At 72.8% G+C, this 21,358-nt stretch carries 14 protein-coding genes; 6 read left to right on the top strand and 8 right to left on the bottom strand.

Annotated elements, in window-relative coordinates; translation table 11 throughout:
* Together ACFWGJ_RS19600 and ACFWGJ_RS19605 are read right to left on the bottom strand one after the other, a co-directional pair.
* On the bottom strand, positions 1-858 hold an 858-nt coding region (locus tag ACFWGJ_RS19600; protein WP_387325983.1), incomplete at its 3' end, for an FAD binding domain-containing protein.
* Positions 855-1,451, bottom strand: a complete 597-nt coding sequence (locus ACFWGJ_RS19605) for a 2Fe-2S iron-sulfur cluster-binding protein (RefSeq protein WP_107021614.1) — start codon at positions 1,449-1,451, stop codon at positions 855-857. The genes ACFWGJ_RS19605 and ACFWGJ_RS19600, both read right to left, overlap by 4 nt.
* A 341-nt stretch (positions 1,452-1,792) precedes the next feature.
* On the opposite strand from ACFWGJ_RS19605, the gene ACFWGJ_RS19610 reads away from it, so the two are divergent.
* Positions 1,793-2,374, top strand: a complete 582-nt coding sequence (locus ACFWGJ_RS19610) for a TetR/AcrR family transcriptional regulator (protein WP_210891014.1) — start codon at positions 1,793-1,795, stop codon at positions 2,372-2,374.
* A gap of 19 nt (positions 2,375-2,393) precedes the next feature.
* On the opposite strand, the gene ACFWGJ_RS19615 is transcribed toward ACFWGJ_RS19610, so the two are convergent.
* The 3 genes from ACFWGJ_RS19615 to ACFWGJ_RS19625 form a co-directional block, all read right to left on the bottom strand.
* The gene (locus tag ACFWGJ_RS19615; RefSeq protein WP_387325987.1) at positions 2,394-5,084 is read right to left on the bottom strand and encodes a glucosidase; all 2,691 of its coding nucleotides are present in this window, start codon (positions 5,082-5,084) and stop codon (positions 2,394-2,396) included.
* A 153-nt stretch (positions 5,085-5,237) separates the two neighbouring features.
* Positions 5,238-6,413, bottom strand: coding sequence for a cytochrome P450 (locus ACFWGJ_RS19620; protein ID WP_387325988.1), 1,176 nt, complete (start codon positions 6,411-6,413; stop codon positions 5,238-5,240).
* Between the two features lie 162 nt (positions 6,414-6,575).
* The gene (locus ACFWGJ_RS19625) at positions 6,576-9,653 is read right to left on the bottom strand and encodes an AAA family ATPase (RefSeq protein WP_387325990.1); all 3,078 of its coding nucleotides are present in this window, start codon (positions 9,651-9,653) and stop codon (positions 6,576-6,578) included.
* Positions 9,654-9,850: 197 nt separating this feature from the next.
* On the opposite strand from ACFWGJ_RS19625, the gene ACFWGJ_RS19630 reads away from it, so the two are divergent.
* Positions 9,851-12,817 carry an AAA family ATPase gene (locus ACFWGJ_RS19630; protein WP_387325992.1) on the top strand — a complete coding sequence of 989 codons (2,967 nt, stop codon included), beginning with the start codon at positions 9,851-9,853 and terminating at the stop codon, positions 12,815-12,817.
* Between the two features lie 27 nt (positions 12,818-12,844).
* Here the strand turns inward: ACFWGJ_RS19630 and ACFWGJ_RS19635 are convergent, their stop codons facing one another.
* Entirely contained in the window at positions 12,845-13,735 is an 891-nt protein-coding gene (locus ACFWGJ_RS19635; protein WP_387325994.1) for a hypothetical protein, read from the bottom strand.
* 428 nt (positions 13,736-14,163) lie between these two features.
* Here ACFWGJ_RS19635 and ACFWGJ_RS19640 point away from each other — a divergent pair, with 428 nt between their 5' ends.
* The 3 genes from ACFWGJ_RS19640 (at position 14,164) to ACFWGJ_RS19650 (ending at position 17,391) form a co-directional block, all read left to right on the top strand.
* Positions 14,164-14,751, top strand: a complete 588-nt coding sequence (locus tag ACFWGJ_RS19640; RefSeq protein WP_387325998.1) for a LuxR C-terminal-related transcriptional regulator — start codon at positions 14,164-14,166, stop codon at positions 14,749-14,751.
* A 178-nt stretch (positions 14,752-14,929) separates the two neighbouring features.
* Positions 14,930-15,883 (top strand): oxygenase MpaB family protein, encoded by a 954-nt coding sequence (locus ACFWGJ_RS19645; protein WP_387326000.1) that lies wholly within the window; start codon positions 14,930-14,932, stop codon positions 15,881-15,883.
* Entirely contained in the window at positions 15,880-17,391 is a 1,512-nt protein-coding gene (locus ACFWGJ_RS19650; RefSeq protein WP_387326003.1) for an aldehyde dehydrogenase family protein, read from the top strand. Before ACFWGJ_RS19645 ends, ACFWGJ_RS19650 begins: the two co-directional genes overlap by 4 nt.
* 30 nt (positions 17,392-17,421) lie before the next feature.
* Here ACFWGJ_RS19650 and ACFWGJ_RS19655 read toward each other — a convergent pair whose 3' ends face one another.
* Positions 17,422-18,048: a TetR/AcrR family transcriptional regulator gene (locus tag ACFWGJ_RS19655; protein WP_387326005.1), complete on the bottom strand. Its 627-nt coding sequence runs from the start codon at positions 18,046-18,048 to the stop codon at positions 17,422-17,424.
* A 90-nt stretch (positions 18,049-18,138) separates the two neighbouring features.
* Between ACFWGJ_RS19655 and ACFWGJ_RS19660 the strand changes: the two genes are divergently transcribed.
* Positions 18,139-19,278: an acyl-CoA dehydrogenase family protein gene (locus ACFWGJ_RS19660; RefSeq protein WP_387326008.1), complete on the top strand. Its 1,140-nt coding sequence runs from the start codon at positions 18,139-18,141 to the stop codon at positions 19,276-19,278.
* A gap of 105 nt (positions 19,279-19,383) precedes the next feature.
* Here ACFWGJ_RS19660 and ACFWGJ_RS19665 read toward each other — a convergent pair whose 3' ends face one another.
* A complete protein-coding gene (locus ACFWGJ_RS19665) occupies positions 19,384-21,282 on the bottom strand; it encodes an AMP-dependent synthetase/ligase (protein ID WP_387326016.1) in 1,899 nt (632 codons plus the stop codon).
* Positions 21,283-21,358 lie beyond the last annotated feature (76 nt).

The following is a 21,358-nucleotide window of genomic DNA, read 5'->3' on the forward strand; positions in this document are numbered from 1 at the left end:
GGCGTCGACGGGTCCGCCGAGCAGGGCGGCTTCGGCGGCGCGGGCGCGCCACGGCCGGGACGCGACGGCCCCGAAGGCGAGGCGCACCTCGTGCACGACGCCGTCCCGCACGTCGAGGGCGGCGGCGATCGAGCCGATCGCGAAGGCGTACGATGCCCGCTCGCGCACCTTGCGGTAGCGGGAGTTGGCGGCCACCGGGGCGGGCGGCAGGACGACGCCGGTGATCAGTGCGCCCGGCGGCAGGGCGGTCTCCAGATGCGGGGTGTCGCCCACCGGCAGGTAGAAGTCGGTGAGGGGCAGCTCGCCCGGTCCGTCGGCCGTCTCGTAGGTGACGACGGCGTCGAAGGCCGTGAGCGCCACTCCGAGGTCGGAGGGGTGGGTGGCCACGCAGTGGTCGGAGGCGCCGAGGATGGCGTGGTTGTGGTGCTCGCCCTTGATGGCGGGGCAGCCGCTGCCGGGGTCGCGCTTGTTGCACGGCTTGGTCACGTCGGCGAAGTAGCCGCAGCGGGTGCGCTGGAGCAGGTTTCCGCCGACGGTCGCCATGTTGCGCAGCTGCCCGGAGGCGCCGGCGAGGACCGCCTGGGTCAGGGCCGGGTAGCGGCGGCGCACGTCGGGGTGCGCGGCCAGGTCGCTGTTGCTGACGGTCGCGCCGATACGCAGGCCGCCGTCCTCGGTCGCCTCGATGCGGTCCAGCGGCAGCTCGCGTACGTCGACGAGCCGGCCGGGGCGCTCGACACCGGTCTTCATCAGGTCGACGAGGTTGGTGCCGCCGCCGAGGAACCGGGCGTCCGGGTCGGCGTCGAGGAGCGCGAGGGCGCCGGAGACGTCGAGGGCGCGCTGGTATCCGAACTCCTTCATGCCGCTGCCCCTTCGTGCTCGGTGCCCTGCTCGGCCTGGGCGGCGCGGGCGGCTGCGTCGGCCTCGGCCGCGCGGGCGACCGCCTGCACGATCGACACGTACGCGCCGCAGCGGCACAGGTTCCCGCTCATGCGTTCGCGGATCTCTTCGGGGGTCAGGGGCGGCGGTCCCGCTTCGGGGCGTACGTCCTCGGTGGCGGCGCTCGGCCAGCCCGCGGCGTGCTCCTCGATGACGGCGACGGCCGAACAGATCTGGCCAGGTGTGCAGTAGCCGCACTGGTAGCCGTCGAGGTCGAGGAAGGCCTGCTGTACGGCGTGCAGCTGATCGCCCTCGGCGACGCCCTCGATGGTGGTGATCTCCCGGCCCTCGGCCGCCACCGCCAGGGTCAGGCAGGCGACGGCCCGCCGTTTGTCGACCAGGACGGTACATGCCCCGCATTGCCCCTGGTCACAGCCTTTTTTGGTGCCGGTCATATCGAGGCGCTCACGCAGGGCGTCGAGCAGGGTGGTGCGGTGGTCGACGGTCAGGGCGTGCTTCTCGCCGTTGATGTTCAACGTGACGGCGCTGTACGTCGACGGGGGCGCTGTGGCCATGATCAGCCTTCTTTCACATTCCCGGGCCGTCCTACGAGGACGGTCCGGCAGGCAGGGGGAACGGAAAACCGCTATAGACGTAGGAGACGCGAAGAGGCGTTGGAGTACGGACCGGGAGTGGTGTCGGGTGGGGGGTGGCGCCCCGCGAGGCGGGGGGCGGGCCGGAAGCGTGCATGATGCAATCAGGCAGGACCGCGGCCGACCACCGCCATCTGTCCAGGCAGGACGGCTCGCCGGTAAGGTGTACCTAACCGGACAACTGTCCGCTCACGAGAAAACGTAGTGGACACCTGTCCGCTTAGCAAGGACGGGATTCGGCCACGAACCCGCGAGGAGGACGCGTGGGGCACAAGAAGGACGCACCTCTGCGCTCGGACGCGCAGCGCAACCGCGAACGCATCCTGGAAGTGGCCGTGGCCGAGCTGACGCTCTGCGCGGACGCCCCGCTCAGTGTCATCGCCAAGAAGGCGGGCGTCGGGCAGGGCACGTTCTACCGCAATTTCCCCAACCGCGAGGCGCTCGTCCTGGAGATCTACCGCCACGAGATGCAGCAGGTCGCCGACGCCGCGTGCGAGCTGCTCCACACCCATGAGCCGGAGCGGGCGCTGCGCGAGTGGATGGACCACCTGGCCCGGTTCGCCATGACCAAGGCAGGGCTGGCGGACGCGATCCGGCAGGCCACCAGCGCACCCGGCGGCCCGGCGAAGCCGGAACCCACTCCGGTGGCGTCCGCGGCGCTCCTGCTGCTGCGCACGAACGAGGAGGCGGGCACCATCCGCCCCGGGGTGACCGAGGACGACTTCCTCCTCGCCATCGCCGGGCTCTGGCAGCTCGACCCCCACGGGGACTGGCAGTCGCGCGCGGCCCGCCTCCTGGACTTCGTCATGGACGGGCTGCGCGCGGGGGCACCGGGCCGCCGGTGAGGCCCGGTGCACGCCGGTCTCAGGACAGGGGTTCCTCGCGCAGGGCGCCCCAGTCCTCGGAGCCGATCTGGTGGAACAGGGTCGCGGTGACCGCGGCCAGGCCGGTCCAGCCGGTCTGGTGGGACGCGCCGAGTCCCGCCCCGTTGTCGCCGTGGAAGTACTCGTAGAAGAGCAGCAGGTCCTTCCAGTGCGGGTCCTTGGCGAACTTGGGCTGGGCGCCGTGCACCGGGCGGTGCCCGTCGGGGCCGCGCAGGAACGTCGCGGTGAGCCGGCCGGAGATCTCCCGGGCGACCTCGTAGAGGTTCATCCGCCGTCCCGAGCCGGTCGGGCACTCCACGGTGAACTCCTCACCGTGATACGCGTGCAGGTTCAGCAGGGCCCGGATCAGCAGGATGTTGACCGGGAACCACACCGGGCCGCGCCAGTTGGAATTGCCGCCGAACATCCCGGAGTCGGACTCGGCGGGCAGATAACCGACACCGTACGTCTGCCCTTTCACCTGGAAGCTGTACGGGTGGTCGGCGTGGTGGCGGGAGAGCGAGCGGATGCCGTACGGGCCGAGGAACTCCTGCTCGTCGAGCATGCGGGCCAGGACGCGCCGGAGCCGGTCCGGGCCGAACAGGGCGAACAGATGCCGTCCGCGCACCCCGGGTCCCGCGGTCTGCTGTGCGGACACGACGGCCTGCACGGCGGGGTGCCGGTCGATGAACTCCTTGGCCCCCGCGACCAGTTCGGGGAAGCGCTGGTCGGCCCAGCCGCCGACCACGCTGGTCGCGGCGAGGGGGATCAGCCCGACCAGGGAGCGCACCCGGAGCCGGATCGCCTGGCCGTCGGGCAGCCGCAGGACGTCGTAGAAGAAGCCGTCCTGTTCGTCCCACAGGCTCTCGTTGTCCCTGCCGAGGCGGTTCGTGGCGACCGCGATCCACGCGAAGTGCTCGAACAGGGTCTGCGCCTGCTCCACGTACACCGGGTTGTCGACGGCCAGTTCGATGGCGATCTCCAGGAGGTTCTGGCAGTACAGCGCCATCCAGGCGGTGCCGTCGGCCTGGTCGAGCTGGCCGCCGGTCGGCAGGGGTGCGCTGCGGTCGAAGACGCCGATGTTGTCGAGGCCGAGGAAGCCCCCCTGGAAGACGTTGTTGCCGTCGACGTCCTTGCGGTTGAGCCACCAGGTGAAGTTCTTCATCAGCTTGAGGAAGGCGTTCTCCAGGAAGGCGCGGTCGCCGTGTCCGGTGCGCTGCTTCTCCAGCTCGTAGACGAAGAGGGTCGCCCAGGCGTGCACCGGCGGGTTGACGTCGCCGAAGTTCCACTCGTACGCGGGGATCTGGCCGTTGGGGTGCAGATAGAGGCGGCGCAGGAGCAGGTCCAGCTGGCCCTTGGCGAAGCCGATGTCGACCATCGCGAGGGCGAGGGTGTGGAAGGCGAGGTCCCAGGCCGCGTACCAGGGGTACTCCCAGGTGTCCGGCATCGACATGATCTCGTCGTTGACCATGTGGTACCAACTGCTGTTGCGCAGGCGGGGGTCGGCGCCGAGCGGGTCGACGCCGTGTTCGGCCAGCCAGCGTTCGACGTCGAGGTGGTAGTACTGCTTGCTCCACAGCATCCCGGCCAGTGCCTGCCGGACCAGCCGCCGCTCGTCCTCGTTCGTCCCGTCCGGGACGACGCCGTCGTAGAAGGTGTCGGCCTCGGCCCGGCGGGCCGCCAGCACCTGGTCGAACTCGCTCCAAGGGTCGGCGAGTTCCAGAGCGTCGGTCAGCCGCAGGCGGATGCGGGCGCTCCCGCCGCCGGGCACGGTGAGCACGCTGTGCAGGGCCGCCTTGGTGCCGGTCCCTGCCGGGTTGACGGCCGCCGTGTCGCCGTGGACGACGCGACGGCCGATGCCGTCCTTCACGTACGGGGTGGAGTTGGGGCTGCCGAAGACGCGCTCGTCGTTGGTCTCGTTCCCGGTGAACAGCGCGGGGGCGTCGGTCTCGCAGTACAGCCGGCGGGCGCCCAGCTCCTCGTGGTCGGCACGGATGCCGCCGGGCACCCGCCGCAGACCCGGCACGGCGGTGCCACCGGCCCAGGACCAGGTGTGCCGGAACCACAGGGTCGGCAGCAGATGGAGCGTGGCCTCGTCCGGGCCGCGGTTGTGCGCGCTGATCTCGACCAGCAGATCCTCGGGGCCCGCCTTCGCGTACTCGACGAACACGTCGAAGTAGCGGTCCTCGTCGAAGACTCCGGTGTCCAGCAGCTCGTACTCGAAGTCCTTGCGGCCCCGGGCCCGGTTGGTGGCGACGAGGTCTCCGTAGGGGAACTCCCCCTGCGGGTACTTGTAGAGGAACTTCATGTACGAGTGGGTGGGGGTGCTGTCGAGGTAGAAGTAGTACTCCTTGACGTCCTCGCCGTGATTGCCCTCGCTGTTGGTCAGGCCGAACATCCGCTCCTTGAGGATCGGGTCGCGGCCGTTCCACAGGGCCAGGGCGAAGCACAGCCGCTGCTTGTCGTCGCTGACACCGGCGATCCCGTCCTCGCCCCACCGGTAGGCGCGCGAACGCGCCTGGTCGTGGGTGAAGTACGCCCAGGCCTCCCCGTCGGGGCTGTAGTCCTCGCGGACCGTGCCCCACTGCCGCTCGCTCAGATACGGCCCCCAGCGCCGCCAGGGCGCCACCCCCTCGTCCGCCTCGGCCAGTCGCCGCCGCTCGACGTCCGGTGCGCCCCTGTCAGTCGTCATCGCCCGTCCTCCTCACAGCCCGGCACGTGCGTCCACCATCGGACCGTTCGGGGCGGGCCGCAATGCACTGCGGGAGGGCCGGCCGCGCGACGTCGGCGGACGATCGCACTCCGCTGACCAGCGGGGACGGCGGCCGGTCGGAGCGACGGCCGGTCAGTGCGGGCTGCCCCAGAGCACCCGCAGGCTGAGCGGCTTGCGGAAGACCAGTCCGTACGGGGCGGTGGGGTGGTCCGGGTCGAGGCGCAGGGCGGGAAGGCGTTCGAGGAGCTGCCTCAGGGCGATACGGGTCTCCAGGCGCGCGAGATGGGCGGCGAGGCAGTAGTGCGGGCCGTGGGCGAAGGCCAGCTGGAGGCGCGCGTTGTCGCGGCGGACGTCGAACCTGTCGGGGTCGGGGAAGACGTCGGGGTCGCGGTTGGCTCCGGCCAGGGAGACGGTGACCAGGTCGCCGCGGCGGACGGTGACCGGGCCGAGGACGGTGTCGCGGGTGGCGTACCGGTCCACGACGGCCGCGCCCGGTTCGAGGCGCAGCGACTCCTCGATCGCGCCGTCCAGCAGGCCGGGGTCGGCGCGGACGAGGGCGAGCTGGTCGGGGTGGTTCAGCAGATGCAGCAGCGCGTTGGTGATCATGCCCTCGGTGGTCTCGATGCCGCCGAACATGAGGACCGCCGCGTTGGACGCCACCTCCGCCGGGGTGAGCCGTCCGGCGGCGGAGACGAGGAGCGAGGCCGCGTCCCGGTCGGCGACGGTGGCCTCCACCGCTGCGCGCAGTTCGGCGTAGGCCGCGGTGCCTGCGGGGCCCGCCGGCTGTCCGGCGGTGATGTCGGAGACCGCCGCCACGATGGAGTCGTACCAGGACAGGACCGTGGCGGTGCTCGTGCCGACCAGCCCGAGCGCCTCGGTGACGACGGCGACCGCGAGCGGGCCGGCGAAGGCGCGTCGCAGGTCGGCGGTGCCGGCCGGGGCCAGTGCGGTGATGAGCCGGTCGCTCTCCCCCTCGATGAACGAGGCGAAGCCGTCGTGGACCGCCCGGGGGCGGAAGGGCGCGGTGAAGGGCTCACGGTGGCGGGCGTGCGGGGCGCCGTCCAGGGACAGCATGCTCGGCCCGACGACCTGCGCGGTGGAGAACCGGGGGTCGTCGACCGTGAAGGTCTCGGCGTCCCGCATCACGCTCATCGCCAGGTCCCGGCGGGTCACCAGCCAGCCGTCCAGCTCGGGCAGCCAGGACACGGGCTCGTGCGCCCGGAGCCGCGCCAGGCGTGCGTGGGGGTCCCGGGTGAGTTCGGCGAGGGTGGTGGCGGCGCCGAGGGGCGAGGAGGCGACGGCGCTCATCGCGGGCTCCGGCGGCACGAGGTCCGGGTGGGTACGGGGTATCCGATCACACGCAAGGCTAACAACCGCCGTTCGGCCCCCGCCCGGCCCGTACTCGGGCGTGCTCGGTGTGTACCTGGCCCTGGCCTGTTCGGTGCGTACCCGGTCCTGCTCGGTGCGTACTCAGGCCTGTTCGGTGCGTACCCGGTCCTGCTCGGCCGCTCCTCGGTGGACGCGGTAGTTGGTGAGGACGGCGGTGACCACTTCGGTGCGGGAGCGCAGCCCGGTGCGGGCGAACAGCCGGGTCAGGCGGTTGGCGACCGCGTCCTCGCTGAGCCGCAGCACCGTGGCGATCTGGCGGTTGGTGAGTCCCTCGGCGATCAGGGTCGCGAGCAGTTGCTCGTTCTCGGCGGTGGCCTGTCTTCGCCCGGGGACGGTGGTTCCGGCCTCGCGCATGGCGGTCCTGGTGTGGAAGCGGGGCAGTGCGGCGCCGGTCCCGCCGAACAGTTCGTACGCCTCGTGCAGCAGCGCGGGCGGGCCGGCGCCGGCGTCCGCGGCGGCGACGAGGGTCACCGCGGTCTCGAACGGCTGACGGCGGGAGCGGGCCAACTCGACCGCCTCGCGCAGGTTTCCGTGCACCGTGCCGAAGGCGCCGGGACCGGCCCGGCCGTTCTGTCGCTGGACGTGAGCCGACGCGAGCAGATACCTCAGCCGTGTCCTCGCGTCGCCCGTACGCTCGGAGATCAGTCGCAGGTGTCGCAGGCACATCGCCGCCTCACCCGTGCGTCCTTCGTCCGCGTGCGTCTCGGCGAGCGCGGCCCACAGCTCGTCCGTGCCGGCGATCTGGCCGCGGACCGCCGCCGCGTCCAGGCCGCGGCGCAATACCTTCTCGGCGCCGGCCGGATCACCGAGGGCCCGCAGGCACTCCGCCTCGACGGCGTCCAGGGAGTACTCCAGCGGACCCTCCCCGTGACCGCTCGCGGCGTCCCCGCGCACGCTGTCGAGGAGACGGCGGGCGCTTGTGGGGCGGCCCCGGGCCAGCAGGATGGCAGCCGTCCGCGCCGGGATCAGATGGCTGTCCGCAGCGGGGGTGCTCGTCTGGTTGTTCGCCAGCATCCAGCGGGCCGATTCCAGGGCCTCGTCCCAGCGGCCCTGGAGATGGCGCCACAGGAACAGGCTGCGCGGGGCCAGCAGGTCGGCCGTCAGCCCCTGCGCGGCCAGCAGGGCCTCGGCCGCGCGCAGGTCCCGGCCGCTGAGCAGCTCGTCGAACATGGTGGTGGCCAGCGCGTGGACATGCCCGGTGTCGAGGTACGCGGCCTCCGGGAAGGCCAGCGCCTCGCGGAAGCGCTCCGGCCGGCCCAGTGCCAGTTCCGCCACGGCCCGGAAGTAGGCGGGCTTCGCCCGGGCATGGGCGTCGGTGGCCCACACGGGCTCGGTCCGTGACAGCAGCTCCAGCACCTCCTGCCACCGCTCCAACTGGCTCAGCGCGAGGGCCCGGCCGGTCACGGCGGCCAGCTCGGGCAGGCGCAGCTCGTCCCACCAGCGTGCCGTGGCCAGCCGGGACAGGGCCCGCCAGTCCAGGTCGTTGGCCGTCGCCGCCGTGAAGAGGGCGGCGGTGTCCTGCAGCGCCCGGGGGCCGAGGACGTCCGCCAGGTTCCGCAGGACCGACTCTGCGATGGTCCGGGCGGTGTGGTGGTCGCCGGCGTTGTAGGCGGCCTTGGCGTACCGGTGCAGGGCCGCGACGCGGTCGGCCGGCCGCTCGACGAGGTGGCCGGCCGCCCGGCACCACCGGAGCACGCCCCTGCCCTCGGAGTCGGGGTGCAGTCTCTGCGCGGCGGCGGTCAGTTCGGCGACCGCGCGGTCGAGGTCGACGAGCGATCCGGCCTCCGCGACGCGGTCCGCGAGGTAGGCCACCGCGTCCGCCTCGTCCGGCAGGGCGGCGAGCGCCGGTCTTCGCGGGTGCGGGGTGGCGCCCTCCGGGTTCACCGCGTCCTGCTCCGCCCACAGCGCCTCCACCGCGGCGGCGGACAGCCGGCTGCGCTCCAACGGCCCGAGCCGTTCCCGAACGGCATGCGCGACGACCGGTAGCCGAAACCGCCGGGCGGGCGGGGTGGCGTCCTGGGAGACGGGGGTGGGGGCGGGAGCCTGCGTGTCGGCCGGGGCAGGGAGCGACCTGGTGACCTCCGTGTCGGCCGGGGCCGGGAGGGCTAGGGTTTCGACGATGTCCGCGTCGGTCAGGGCCCGGAGCGCGTCGCTCACCGTGTCCGCGGGCAGGCCGGTCGTCGTCGCGATCAGCCGCGCGGCCCGCCCGCCGAGCGGCCACAGGATGCTCAGGGCCCCGGCCACCGTGCGGCACGGCTCGCCCAGCGCGTCCAGTGCCGTCATGAACCGGTCGTCGTCCGCCAGCACCGGCGTCGCTCTGCGCGCCCCGACGAAGGCGTGGCCGTCGGCCACCCTGATCGCGCCCTGCCGCGTCCACCCGGTCAGCAGCGCGTCGACCGCGGCGGGGACCCCCAGGGTGAGTTCCCGCACCCGACGGGCCAGCGTCGTGTCGGGCGTGGCCCGCAGCCGGCGTGCCACCACGGTGGTGGTCTCCTCCGGTCCGAGCCGGGACAGGACGAGCGTGTGGGTCCCGGCGACGGTCTCCCACCCGGTCGCCCTCGGCCCACCGTGTCCCGCTTCCGAGGCCAGCAGCCTGACCGCGCGTGGCACTCGGGCGAAGTCGGTCTCCCGGAGCACGGCCAGCGAACCGGCGTCGGCGTGCTGGAGGTCGTCCACCACCACGACCACGGGCGCGGGTACAGGCACGGGCGCGGATACGGGCGCGGGTACGGCTTGCGTGAGAGCGGCGCGCAGCAGCCCCGTCATCGCCGTCGCGTCACGCTGCTCGGCCGCGCGCAGGGCTTCGGCGGCCGGCCGCGTCGACCGTCGGTGTGCCCCGGCCGACCGGTGCTCTTCCAGCGCCATGACCAGCCGCAGCGCCAGCAGAAACGGCCGTACGCCGTCGCCGGGCACGCAGTTCACGCTGAGCACGGCCGTCCCCTGTCCGCGGAGGAGTTCACCGACGGCGTGCACGAACTCGGTCCGCCCGGCACCCCGTTCACCGCGGACGAGCACCAGGCCCGGCCCGTCGGGGTCACTCAGCCGGCCATGGACCTCGTCCAACTGCTGTTCGCGGCCGACCAGTCGACCGGCCGTACGGTCCAGGCTGCCGGCCGTGCCCCCGTGCAGCAGCCAGGGCGTTTCGGACGGAGCAGTCATGGTCCACCGCGCTCTCCTCGACGACATGTGACGGGCGGGCGGTGACGCACCCACACGTGGAGAGCGCCGCCGGCCGGCCCTTCGTCCGGGCCTTCGGCCGGCGACAGCCATTATGGTCATGTGCCGGAGGCTGCTTGTATGTGGCCGTTTCCGCTGGTCACTTCCGTCCGGCGAGCACCGGATCAGGAGGCGCGGACGTGGCTGACGGCGGACCTGTCACAGGACGGGACGGGGAGATCCGGGAGGTGACCCGGACCCTGCTGTCCACCGGTGACCCGGCACGCGTCCTGCTGGTCGCCGGCGCCGCCGGAACGGGCAAGACCGCCGTACTGGAACAGGCTCGGCGAGCGGCCGTCGAGGAGGGTGCCAAGGTCCTGCGGCTGCGCTGTCACGACGGCGGGAGCACGCCGGGCGCCGCCGCCCTGGCCGACGGCGTCCACAGCGCGCTCACCAGGGTCCACGGCCGCCGGAGCACGGTCCGCGTCAGCGGAACGCGCCGTACATCCCGGCAACCCACAGGCCAGCAGGGTGAGTTGAGTCAGCTCGCCGTACTGAGCGAGGCGCTCACGGACGCCGCCCGCGACACCCCTTTCGCGCTGCTGATCGACGACGCCGATCGTCTGCCCTCGGCCACGGCCGCGGCCCTCGGCCTGCTCCTGCGCGTCTTCCGCCCCGCGGGTGTGCCGATGGTGATGGCCGGCCGGCCCCTGCACCCGCACGACAGCGGGGCCTCCCAACTGGTCGCGGCGGCCGACCAGTTGCTCGAACTGCCGCCGCTGCGCCCCGCCGACGTCGAGGCCCTGATGGTGCGCGGGCTCGGCCGCCCGGTCGAGCCCGCCCTGGTGACGGCGGTGCTGCGCGCCCTGGGCCCCATGGCGGGCACCCCCGAGGCCGTGCTGTCGGTGCTGGACTCGATGGACGGGCGCGGAGGCCTCGTCGAACTCGGCGGCCATGTCTGTCTGACCGAGCCGGAGCGGACACTGCGGCTCACCACGGACGTGGCACAGCTGCGGCGGCTCTGCTGGCCCGGCGAGCCCCCGGACGCCGCCGATCTGGACGCGGCCGCCGCGGTGGCCCGCGCCCTGGAACACGCGGAGATACGGTTCGACGATCTGCACCGGCTGAAGCCGGGAGGCCCCCGGCGGGCCGGCCTCGTCGACCGGGCCCTGGCACCGCTGGTCGGGGACGGGATCCTGACGGTGGACGAGGACGGCCGGGCGTCCTTCGCCGTCCCAGCGCTCGCCGCGGCGCTGCGCGCGCTGCCCACCCACCACGACGTGTCGTCCTTGCACGCCCTGATCACCAGGTCGCTGAGCGACCGGCTCGGCGCGAGGACGGCAGGGGGCGGCCATCCCCGACTGGCCGACCATGTGACCGCCGCCGGGGGCGAGTTGAACGACGTGCTCGCGGTGGACGTTCTGCTCGCGGCGGCCCGTACGGACGCCAGGTCCGACTGGCCGCGTTCGGTCCGCGCCTACTCCTCTGCGCTGGGCCGGCTGACTCCCTACGACCGCAGGACGCCCGGTGTGCTGTACGAGTCCGCCGAGCTGAGCCTGCGCCACACCGACCATCCCGGTGCCCTGGCCCTGGGCGAACCCCTGCTCGCCTGCCTGGACGCGTCACCGGCCGGGCGGGCCGCCAAGGACGGGGGCGGAGCCGAAGCCGAAGACGAGGGCGAAGCCGGGGACGGGGGCGGCGGAGCCAGGGACGGAGGCCGGGACCGGGACCGGGACCGGGACCGGGACCGGGACCAGTTGGTGTACGTCAGCGAAGTGTGGGCCCTCGCGGCCTTGCACGAACACCGGTTGCCCTACCCGGATGGTTACCCCGATGGCTCCGGCACCGAGGACACCGGGGTTCCGGATCACCTGCCCGCCGTGGAGCGATTCGCCGCGCTGGCCGGTCCGTACGGGATCGGCCGGGTCGTACGCCGTCCGGAGGGCGAGGCCCGCCCGACCGCGCGCCACCCCGTCACCGACCACCGGCCCGGATCCGGGCCGCTCCCCTCGCCCGCCGAGCTACGGCTGCTGGCCGCCGCCTCGGGCGGGCGCGCCGGACTGCTGAAGACACTGGGCGCCCTGCCGCCGGACGCGGACACCGCGCACACCATGGACCGGCTGCGGCACGCGGCCACCCACGCCGATCTCGCCGACGCCCTGGCCGCCGTACTCGGGGATCGCTACACCGGGTCGGGGGACAGCACCGCCGCGCGCCACCACGCCATGGTGCGCTCCTACCTGGAGGGCGACTGGGACCAGGCTCTGGTGGCCGCCCGCCGGATCGAGGCACGCAGCCGGACCCGTGGCACGGAGGCCGCCACCGCGCAGTGCGCCCGTGCGCTGGCGGCCGAGATCCACTGCGCACGCGGGGAGTTGGGACACGCCCGGGCCTGGCTTGAGCTGATTCCCGACGGGGTGACCCATCCGCTCGTGGCCTGGGCCAGGATGAGTCTGCGGTACTGGGCGGGTGAGACGGCCCACGCTTTGGAGGGAGCGCGCGAGGACGTACGGCGGGCTCGCGCGGACGGGCTGCTGTCGGGCATCGAGAAGGTGCTGCTGCGCTACCTCTCGTACGCCCTGCTGGAAGGCATGCCGCAGGCCATGCGGCGGACGCTGGGCGAACTGGAGGCGCTGCACGAGGAAGTGGGCTCCGCCATGACGCGCGAGACCGTGCTTCTTGGGCGCGGGCTGGTGCACGGAGAGGTGGACGGCGCGCTGGACGCCCTGCGGTCGGCGGACCAGCGGGGTGATGTGTACATGGGCCTGCTCTGCCGGCTGTGCCTGGTGGAGATCGGCGACGACTCCGACCGGCGGCTGGCCGAGGCCTCGTACCTCGCGCAGTCGCTGGGGATCGGGCGCGCCACCCGTACGACGCTAGGGCACATGGCACGGCGGCGGAGTCTCGTGCTGCCGCGACTGCGGCCGGCCAGGGACCGGTTGAGCGAGGCGGACGTCCGGCTGACGGTACTGGTCAGCGACGGGGCGACCAACCGTCAGATCGCCGCGCGGCTGGCGTCGAGCGAGAAGACCGTGGAGCGGCGGCTGACGCAGTTGTTCCTGCGCACCGGGTGCCGCTCCCGGGCGGAACTGGCCGCGGCCTGGCTGGACGGCAGCCTCGCCGACCGCGGCCTGGTGCCGGACGGTGCGCCCGACACCGCCCGATGACCGGACGGGTCGGACGGGTCGGACGGTTCAGGAGAAGCGGGCCGTGTGGGTGTCGACGAGGACGCCCAGGCGGCCGGTGTCCAGGGAGCCGTCCGTGTTCACCGCGATGTGCCATTCCGCGTCGGTGATCCAGCCGAGCACCAGGAGCGCGTCGGTCTCGCGCAGCGGGGCGTCGGCCCATCTCTCGTCGCGGAACTGGGCGGCGGTGACCACGAAGAGCCGGCGGGACGCTCCCACGGATCTCCCGCTGTCCTTGTCGGCCGGAGCCTCCCGGTGGGCCAGGGCCTCCTTGCGGGTGGCCGCGGGGTACAGCCGGGCCGACCGCGCGCCCAGTCCGTCGGTCACCGGAGGGGTGGTCGCCGAACCCACCAGGACGACCGTGGCGAGGTGCCCGACCGGTCCCGCGACGACTTCGGTGATGACGGCCTGCGCCAGACTCAGCACCTCGTGGTCGTCACCTGTCAGGGCGATCGGTCCCGGCAACTGCGCGAGGTCGACCAGCACCCGGTCTCCCCTGTGCAGACCGAGGGTGACGGTCAGGGAGTACGGATGCGTGGGCCCGCCACCGGCGGTGCCGGCCGCGCGCAGGCTCGCCGGGTCCAGCGACCACTCCTTGCCCGAGACGTCCGAGGTCCACGGTGCGGGGGCCGCCGCGTCGGCCTGCGCGAGCCGCACGCTCAGCCGCTGTCCCGAGTGGACGACCGACTGCACCTCGGGCAGTCGGCGCGCGTCCCGCACACGTCCCTCGGCCAGGGCCTGCAGACCCAGGGCGACGGTCTCCAGCACCTTCCGGTCCGCGCCCGGCCCCGCGGTACGGGCCTGTCCGGAGGAGGCACCGCGGTTGCGCCGGACGAGTGCGACGGCGGCTGCGAGCAGCACCAGGCCGAGCACCGCGAACAGGACGAGGGACACGATCATGGGACTACCTTTGTCGCTAGAAAGGCCGGACGTTGTGGGGAGTTGCCGGGAGTTGCCCGCGGCGGCCAGGAGTGGTCACGGGCCGCACGGCATCCCGTACGCACGCTCCGGCAGCCGGAGTGCGTCGGAACGCGCTCTCACCCCATCGTTGTGCGGCCGGCTCCCCCGGTGAAGCCGTGATCGCGAACCTTGCCGTTCCGTACAGGAAGTTCTCGTCCGCCGCCCGCCGAGCCGCCTTGCACGGACCGGCCGGCGGCGAGTCGGTTCGGGCAGCGCGGCCGGGTGCTCGCGCCAGGTTTCCCTCGGTTGTGGGTCCGGGGGCCTTCGGTACGGCTGTGCGATCTCCGCAGGTGGCAGCATCACCTCCCGGAACCATCTGGACGACCACATTCCTCATGGGCGGTCACAGGCGCGAGGCGGGAGGGCCCATGCCCCAGCAGGTACGCACCGGGACCGTGGGCGTGGCGATCCACGCGTCCGCGCCCCTGGTACGTGCCGGACTGGCCGGTTTCGTCGCCCTGGACCCCCGTCTGCACGAACTGCCGCGGCACAGGATCCGCGAGGCCGACGCGATCGTGGTCGCCATGGACGTGGCGGACGCCTCCGCACTGGACCTGCTCCCCAGCCTGAGCGACGAACCCGGCGCACGCTTCCTGGTGGTCGTGGGCAGGCAGTGGCGGGCCGACCTGTCAGCGGCACGGGAGCGGGGCGTACGCGCCGTCGTGTGGTGGGACTTCTGCAGCCCGGACGTCTTCGCCCGGACCGTACGGGCGGTCGCGGGCAGCGACGCGAGTGACGGGAGCGCTCCCACGCCGCCGCGCGCACCCGCGCTGAACTCCCGCGAGGTGGACGTGCTGCGTCTCATCGCGGAGGGGAAACAGTGCGACGAGATCGCGGTCGAACTCTCCTACTCCGAACGCACCGTGCGCTACATCCTGTACGGGGCCATGAAGCGCACCCGGACCCGCAACCGCGCGCACGCCGTGTCGTATGCGATACGGGCCGGGCTGATCTGAACCGCCACCGCCGAGACGGTCGTCGCCGCTGAGGCGGTGCGCCGGGGCTGTGCGCCGTCCGGTGGGCGTGTCGGGAGTCTTGACGCGACTCGTGAAACAAGTCGATAGTTTTTGTATCTTCGACTCACCGTCGCGTGTACAGCAGGGACCGACAAGGGACCGATAGGAGACCCCACGCATGGGCCGCTACAGCCGGCTCCACCGCATCGAGCAGATGGACCCGCAGCAGGACTACGAAGAGATCTTCCGCCTCATCACCGAGTACGAGTTCCCCTGGGACTATCTCCAGGGCGTCTCGGTCGCCTTCCTGCGCGACTACGGCGTGCCCCGCATCTCCCGACTCCTCGACCACACGCAGGAGTTCGAGCGCGCCGGACAGAAGCGGTACGACGACACCGTGCTGATCGCCCACGAGATCGTGCGCGAGGGCATGGACTCCGCGCACGGCAGGGCGGCGGCCCGCCATCTCAACCGCATCCACGGCCGCTACCGCATAGCCAACGAGGACTACCTCTACGTCCTGGCCACCACCGTCGTCGGCCCCAAGCGCTGGATCGACCGGTTCGGCTGGCGGCCGTTGTCGCCGCAGGAGACCGAGAGTCTCGCACTCGTCGGGCGGCACCTCGGCGAGATGATGGGCATAGCCGAACTGCCGGTCGACTACGCGGAGTTCGCCCGCCTGCACGACTCCTACGAGCAGCGGATGTTCGCGTACGACCCGGCCAACCGGCGGGTCGCGGCGGCCACGTTGCGGGTCGTCACCCAGTGGTACCCCCACTGGCTGCGGCCGGTGGTGGCGCGCGCCTCCCTCGCCGTGCTCGACGACTCCTTGCTCACCGCGCTGGGCTTCCGGCCGCAGCCGCGCCGGGTGCGGACCGCCACCCACCGCGCCTTACGGGCCCGGGCCGCCCTGCTGCGCCGGCTGCCGCCCCGGCCCACCTGGCACCCGTACCGGCCCAAGCCCCGTACATACCCCTTCGGCTGGACGCTCGACGAGCTCGGTCCGCACTGGGCCCACTCCAGGCCGCTGAGCCCACTGCCGGACGAGGACGGCAGCCGCCCCTCCTACGGCGTGGACGGACACCACACCCCACCGGCCGGCGGCGGCCCCACACACCAGGAGCTTCGATGACCGGCACGGACCAGGACGCGGCGACCCGCCCCGCCACCTTCACCGTCCGCTCCCCCGCCACCGGCGATCCCGTCGGCGAGCACCCGGTCCACGGCCCGGTGGAGGTGGCCGGCGCCGTGGAACGGGCCCGGACCGCCGCGGCCGCATGGGCCGCGCTCTCCGCGGGAGACCGACGCGCACACCTGCTGCGGTGGAAGCACGCACTCGCGTCGTCGCTCGACACCGTGGCGGAGACGATCGCGGCGGAGACGGGCAAGCCGCACGGCGACGCGGTACTCGAAGTCGTCCTCACCCTGGAGCACCTGAACTGGGCCGCCCGCAACGCCGACCGCGTACTGCGACGGCGGCGCGTACGCAGCGGTCTTCTCGCGGCCAACCAGCGGTCCTCCGTGGTCCACAGGCCGCTCGGCGTGATCGGGGTGATCGGCCCCTGGAACTACCCCCTCTACACCCCCATGGGCTCCATCGGTTACGCGCTGGCGGCCGGCAACGCCGTGGTGTTCAAGCCGTCCGAGCACACCCCCGGAACGGGCGTCCTGCTGGCCGGGCTCCTGGCCTCGGCCGTGCCCGAACACGCCGGACTGCTCACCGCGGTGACCGGCGCGGCGGCGACGGGAGAGGCACTGGCCCGCTCGGGTGTCGACAAGGTGGCGTTCACGGGCTCGCCCGGGACCGCACGCAAGGTCATGGCCGTGTGCGCGCAGTCGCTGACGCCGTTCCTCGCCGAGTGCGGCGGCAAGGACGCGACGATCGTCACGGCCGACGCGGATCTCGACGCGGCGGCGGACGCGGTCGTGTGGGGCGCGCTGAGCAACGCCGGGCAGACCTGCGCGGGCGTCGAACGCGTCTACGCCGTCCGGGAGGTGCACGCCGCGCTGTGCCGCAAGGTGGTCGAGCGGGCCGGTGCGCTCCGGACCGGCCCCGTACCGGACGCCGTCTACGGTCCGATGACGATGGCGGCCCAGACGGCCGTCGTGCGGCGGCATGTGGAGCAGGCGCTGGCGGACGGTGCGCGGGCCCTGCTGGGCGACGCGGCGTCGGTCCCGGCCTCCGGGGCGTTCGTCACGCCGGTCGTGCTCGCCGACGTGCCGGAGGACTCGCCGGCGATGACCGAGGAGACCTTCGGACCGGTCGTGGCGATCAACGCGGTGGCGGATGTGGACGAGGCCGTCCGGCGCGCCAACGCCTCGCCCTACGCGCTGGCCGCCTCGGTGTTCAGCCGCGACCGGCGGGCCGGTGCCGCGATCGCCGCGCGGCTGCGGGCCGGAGCGGTGTCCGTCAACTCCGTGCTCGGCTTCGCCGGTGTCCCGGCCCTGCCGTTCGGCGGCTCCGGGGAGTCGGGCTTCGGACGCATCCACGGCGCGGACGGGCTGCGGGCGTTCACCGCACCCCAGTCGGTCACCGTGCAGCGCTTCGCCCCACCGGTGAACCTGACCTCCTTCGGCACTCCCGCGGCCGCCAGGGAACGCGCGGTCGCGGCGGCCAGGTGGCTGCACCTGCACCGCTGACGGTCCGGAAGGTCCCGACCGGGCGGGCCGTCAGGCGTTCAGGAGCGGGGCGAGGTAGCGGCGGGCGAAGGCGCGGGCCTGGTCCTCGTCCTCCATCTCGATGCAGCTCGACGGGTTCAACAGGAAGGAGACCGCGACGCGGACCATGAGTTCGGCGACCGGCCGGGGGTCGGAGTCGCCGCGCCCCTCGACCTGCTGCGCCCGGCGCAGATGTGCCGTCAGATAGTCGCAGGTGGCTTCCAGCGACGGGCCTCCCTGGACGGTCAGATAGGGCAGCACCACCTCGGGTTCGAGGCGCAGCAGCCCGCCGAAGAGCGGGTGTGCCCTGGTGTACCGCAGGGCCACCACGAAGCCCTCGACGACCCGCTCCTCCATGGTCGGCAGGGCCGCCACCGCGGTGTCGAGCTGCTGGAAGAACCTGCTGCCCTCGCGCAGCAGGCAGGCCTCGACCAGCCCGTCCTTGGTCTGGAAGCGGCGGTAGACCGTGACCCTGGAGACCCCGGCCCGTTTGGCCACGTCGTCCATGGAGGAGCGGCGCAGGCCGAACGTCGTGAACTGTTCCAGCGCGGCGTCCAGGATGCGCCGCGCCACCTTCTCCTCCGTCTCGGGCCGGGCGATGGCCCGGGCGAGCAGGGAGTCATTCGCAGAAGTCGTCATGGTGCTCCTCACGATACCGCCCGAGATCCACCGAAGAGACTATGAAACAACTACCATTTCTTTGTCACCATCCGGAACCCGGAGGATCTCATGGCCAGTCGACTCACCCCGGAACAGTCCGACTTCGTCGCGGCGGTCCGCGACTTCGCCAAGCGCGAGTGCGGCACGCGTGAACAGCGGGACGCGCTGACCGGCGACGGCCGCGATCGGCACCACCCCGGCCTCTACGACAGGCTCGCCGGACTCGGCTGGCTCGGGGTGTGCCTGCCCGAGCAGTACGGCGGCTCCGGCGGCGGACTGGCCGACGCCTGTCTGTTCCTTGAGGAGACGTCGTACGGGATGATCCCGGCGGGCGGTTTCGTCACCAGCGTCATCACCGCCAAGGCGTACGAACGGTTCGGCACAGAGGAGCAGAAGCGGGAGGTGCTCACGGGGGTCGGGCGGGGCCGGGTCCTGTCGATCGCGATGTCCGAGCCCGGCGCCGGCTCCGACGTGGGGGCGCTCACGTGCCGCGCGCGGCGCGGTCCCGACGGGGACTGGGTGATCGACGGACAGAAGACGTGGATCTCCAACGCCCATATCGCCGACAGCATCCTGCTCGTGGCCCGGACCTTTGGGGACAAGCACGCCGGACTCACGATGTTCCACGTCCCGGCCGGCACACCCGGCGTGGAGATCCGGGGCATCGAGACCATGGGCGGGCGCGAGGTGAACGACGTCCACCTCACCGATGTCCGGCTGCCCGCCGACGCGGTCGTCGGGGAGGTCGACAACGGCTGGCGGCAGTTGATGGCCGGCCTCAACCACGAGCGGCTCTTCCTGGCCGCCAGCATGCTCGGCCTGGCCCGCCGCGCGTTCGACGACGCGGTCGGCTACGTACGCGAGCGTGAGCAGTTCGGCCGTCCCGTCGGCTCGTTCCAGGCCCTGCGCCACCGGATCGCCGATCTCGCCACGGAGATCGAGTGCACCCGGCTGCTGGTGCGCGAGGTGGCCCTGGACTGCGACGCCGAACCGGAGCGGCTGTTCCCGCGCGAGGCGTCCATGGCCAAGCTCAAGGCCACCGAGACCGCCAAGCGGGCAGCACTGGAGGGTATGCAGATGATGGGCGGTTACGGCTACGCCACCGAGTACGACATGGAACGCCATCTGCGCGCCGCGGTCGTCTCCACCGTCTACGGCGGGACGAGCGAGATCCAGCGGGACGTCATCGGCAAGACCTACGGCCTGTAGGCCCTGTCGACCGGCCCCCGGCCTCCGGGCACCGGTGAACCGCGGGCGCCCTACTCCTTCCCCGGAGTGGGGCGCCCGCGGTTCTTGTGCGCTTGGCCGGCCCGGTCAGTCCTCGTACAACTCCCCCAGCGCGGCGGCGTACTTGTCGCGGATGACCCGGCGCTTCATCTTCAGGGACGGGGTCAGCTCCCCCGTGGCCGGGCCCCACTCCGCCGCGAGCAGCCGGTAGCGCTTGACCTGCTCGGTGCGGTTCAGCCGCGCGTTGGCCGCCGTCACAGCCCGGTCCACCTCCTCCCGTACGACCGGATGCGCCGCCAGGGACTCCAGCGCCTCGGAGCCGGTGTCCTTGGCGATGTCGATGCCGATGCCGTGTGCCTCGGCCCAGGCGGGGGCCGTCTCCGCGTCGAGCACCAGCAGGGCCACGAGGTAGGAGCGGTTGTCGCCGTGCACCAGGGCCTGACCGATCAGTGGGTGTGCCTTGAGGGCGTTCTCCACCAGCGCCGGGGAGACGTTCTTGCCCGTCGACGTGACGATCATTTCCTTCTTGCGGTCGGTGAGCCACAGATAGCCGTCGTCGTCCAGACGGCCGATGTCACCGGTGCGCAGCCAGCCCTGCTCGTCGACCACCGGTTCCACCGTGCCGTCCTCGCGCAGATAGCCGGAGAACACGGTCGAGCCGCGCACCTCGATCTCGCCGTCCCCGGCGACGCGGACCTCCACGGACGAGACGGGCCGCCCCACCGAACCCAGCCGGAAACCGGTGCGCGGACTGTTGGTGGTCGCCACTCCGGTGGTCTCCGTGAGCCCCCACGCGTCCATGATCACGATGCCGAATCCGGCCCAGAACCGCACCACGTCGATCGACATGGGGGCCGACGCGCTGGCCGCCCAGGTGATCCGGTCCAGGCCGCCCGCGGCCAGCAACGGCAGCAGGACCTCGGCCCGTTGCCGGGCGTAGGCCTCTTCGAGTTCTGCGGGCGGTCGCTCGCCCCGCTCCCGGTGCCCGACATGCTCGCGGGCCACGCGGTTGGCCTCCTCGACGGCCGCCTGTTGTGCCGCCGGCAGGAGCGGCAGTACAGCCCGGACGGCCGCCGCTAGCTTCTCCCAGACGCGGGGCACCCCGAAGAACTGGGCCGGGCGCACCTTGCGCACGATCTCGGCGACGCCCGTCGGGTCGGCGCACAGATGCACGTGCGAGGCGCGGTGGACGGGCAGGTAGATGCCGAGCATCCGTTCGGCGATGTGCGCCAAGGGGAGGTAGCAGATGTGCTCGACGTGCGGCGGCAGTTCGACCACGGCGTCCAGCGCCGACGCGTTGGCCAGCACATGGCGGTGGTTGAGGACGACACCCTTCGGTTCACCGGTGGTGCCCGAGGTGTAGACGACCGTCAGCGGGTCTTCGGGACGTGCGGCATCCAGGGTCTTCCCGAACCGCTCCGGGACCGGCTCGCGGCCGAGGGCGGCATAGGGGAGGTGGCCGCCCTGCGTGCCGGGCTCGACCACGACGATCCGGTCCAGCGGGACACCGGAATCCGCCAACAGCGGCTCCCAGAGCGCCACTTGCGCGGCCCCCTCCACGACGGCGATCCGGGCATGGCAGTTGCGGGCGATGTGGGTGACCTGCTCGGGAGCGGAGGTGCCGTAGACGGTGACGGGTACGGCACCCAGGCGCACCAACGCCAGGTCGGAGAGCCAGTGTTCGGGCCGGTTGGCCATCATGAGCAGCACGTGGTCGCCGCGGCCGACGCCGAGCGCCGCGTAACCGGCCGCGAGGCGGGTCGTGTGGTCCCTGACCTGCGCCCAGGTCAGCGTCACCCAGCCGCTTTCGTCAGGTGCGGTGCCGCCCGGTCCGTCGGCCTTGGGTCCGTCGGCCTCGGTTCCGCCGCCGTCCGGCTCGGTGCCGTCCGGCCCTGTTTCGTCCAGCCCTGTGCCGCCCGGCCCGCGCCAGGAGAGGGCGGGCAGTTCGGCGTACAGACGTGCGTTGCGTTCCAGCCGCAGCGGCAGGGTCCGTTCGGCGGAGGACCGTGCTTGTGCGGCGGGGGGTTGTGCCTGTTCGGCGGGGGGTTGTGCCGGCAGTTCG

The sequence above is a fragment of the Streptomyces sp. NPDC060205 genome (assembly GCF_042728395.1).
Lineage (GTDB): Bacteria > Actinomycetota > Actinomycetes > Streptomycetales > Streptomycetaceae > Streptomyces.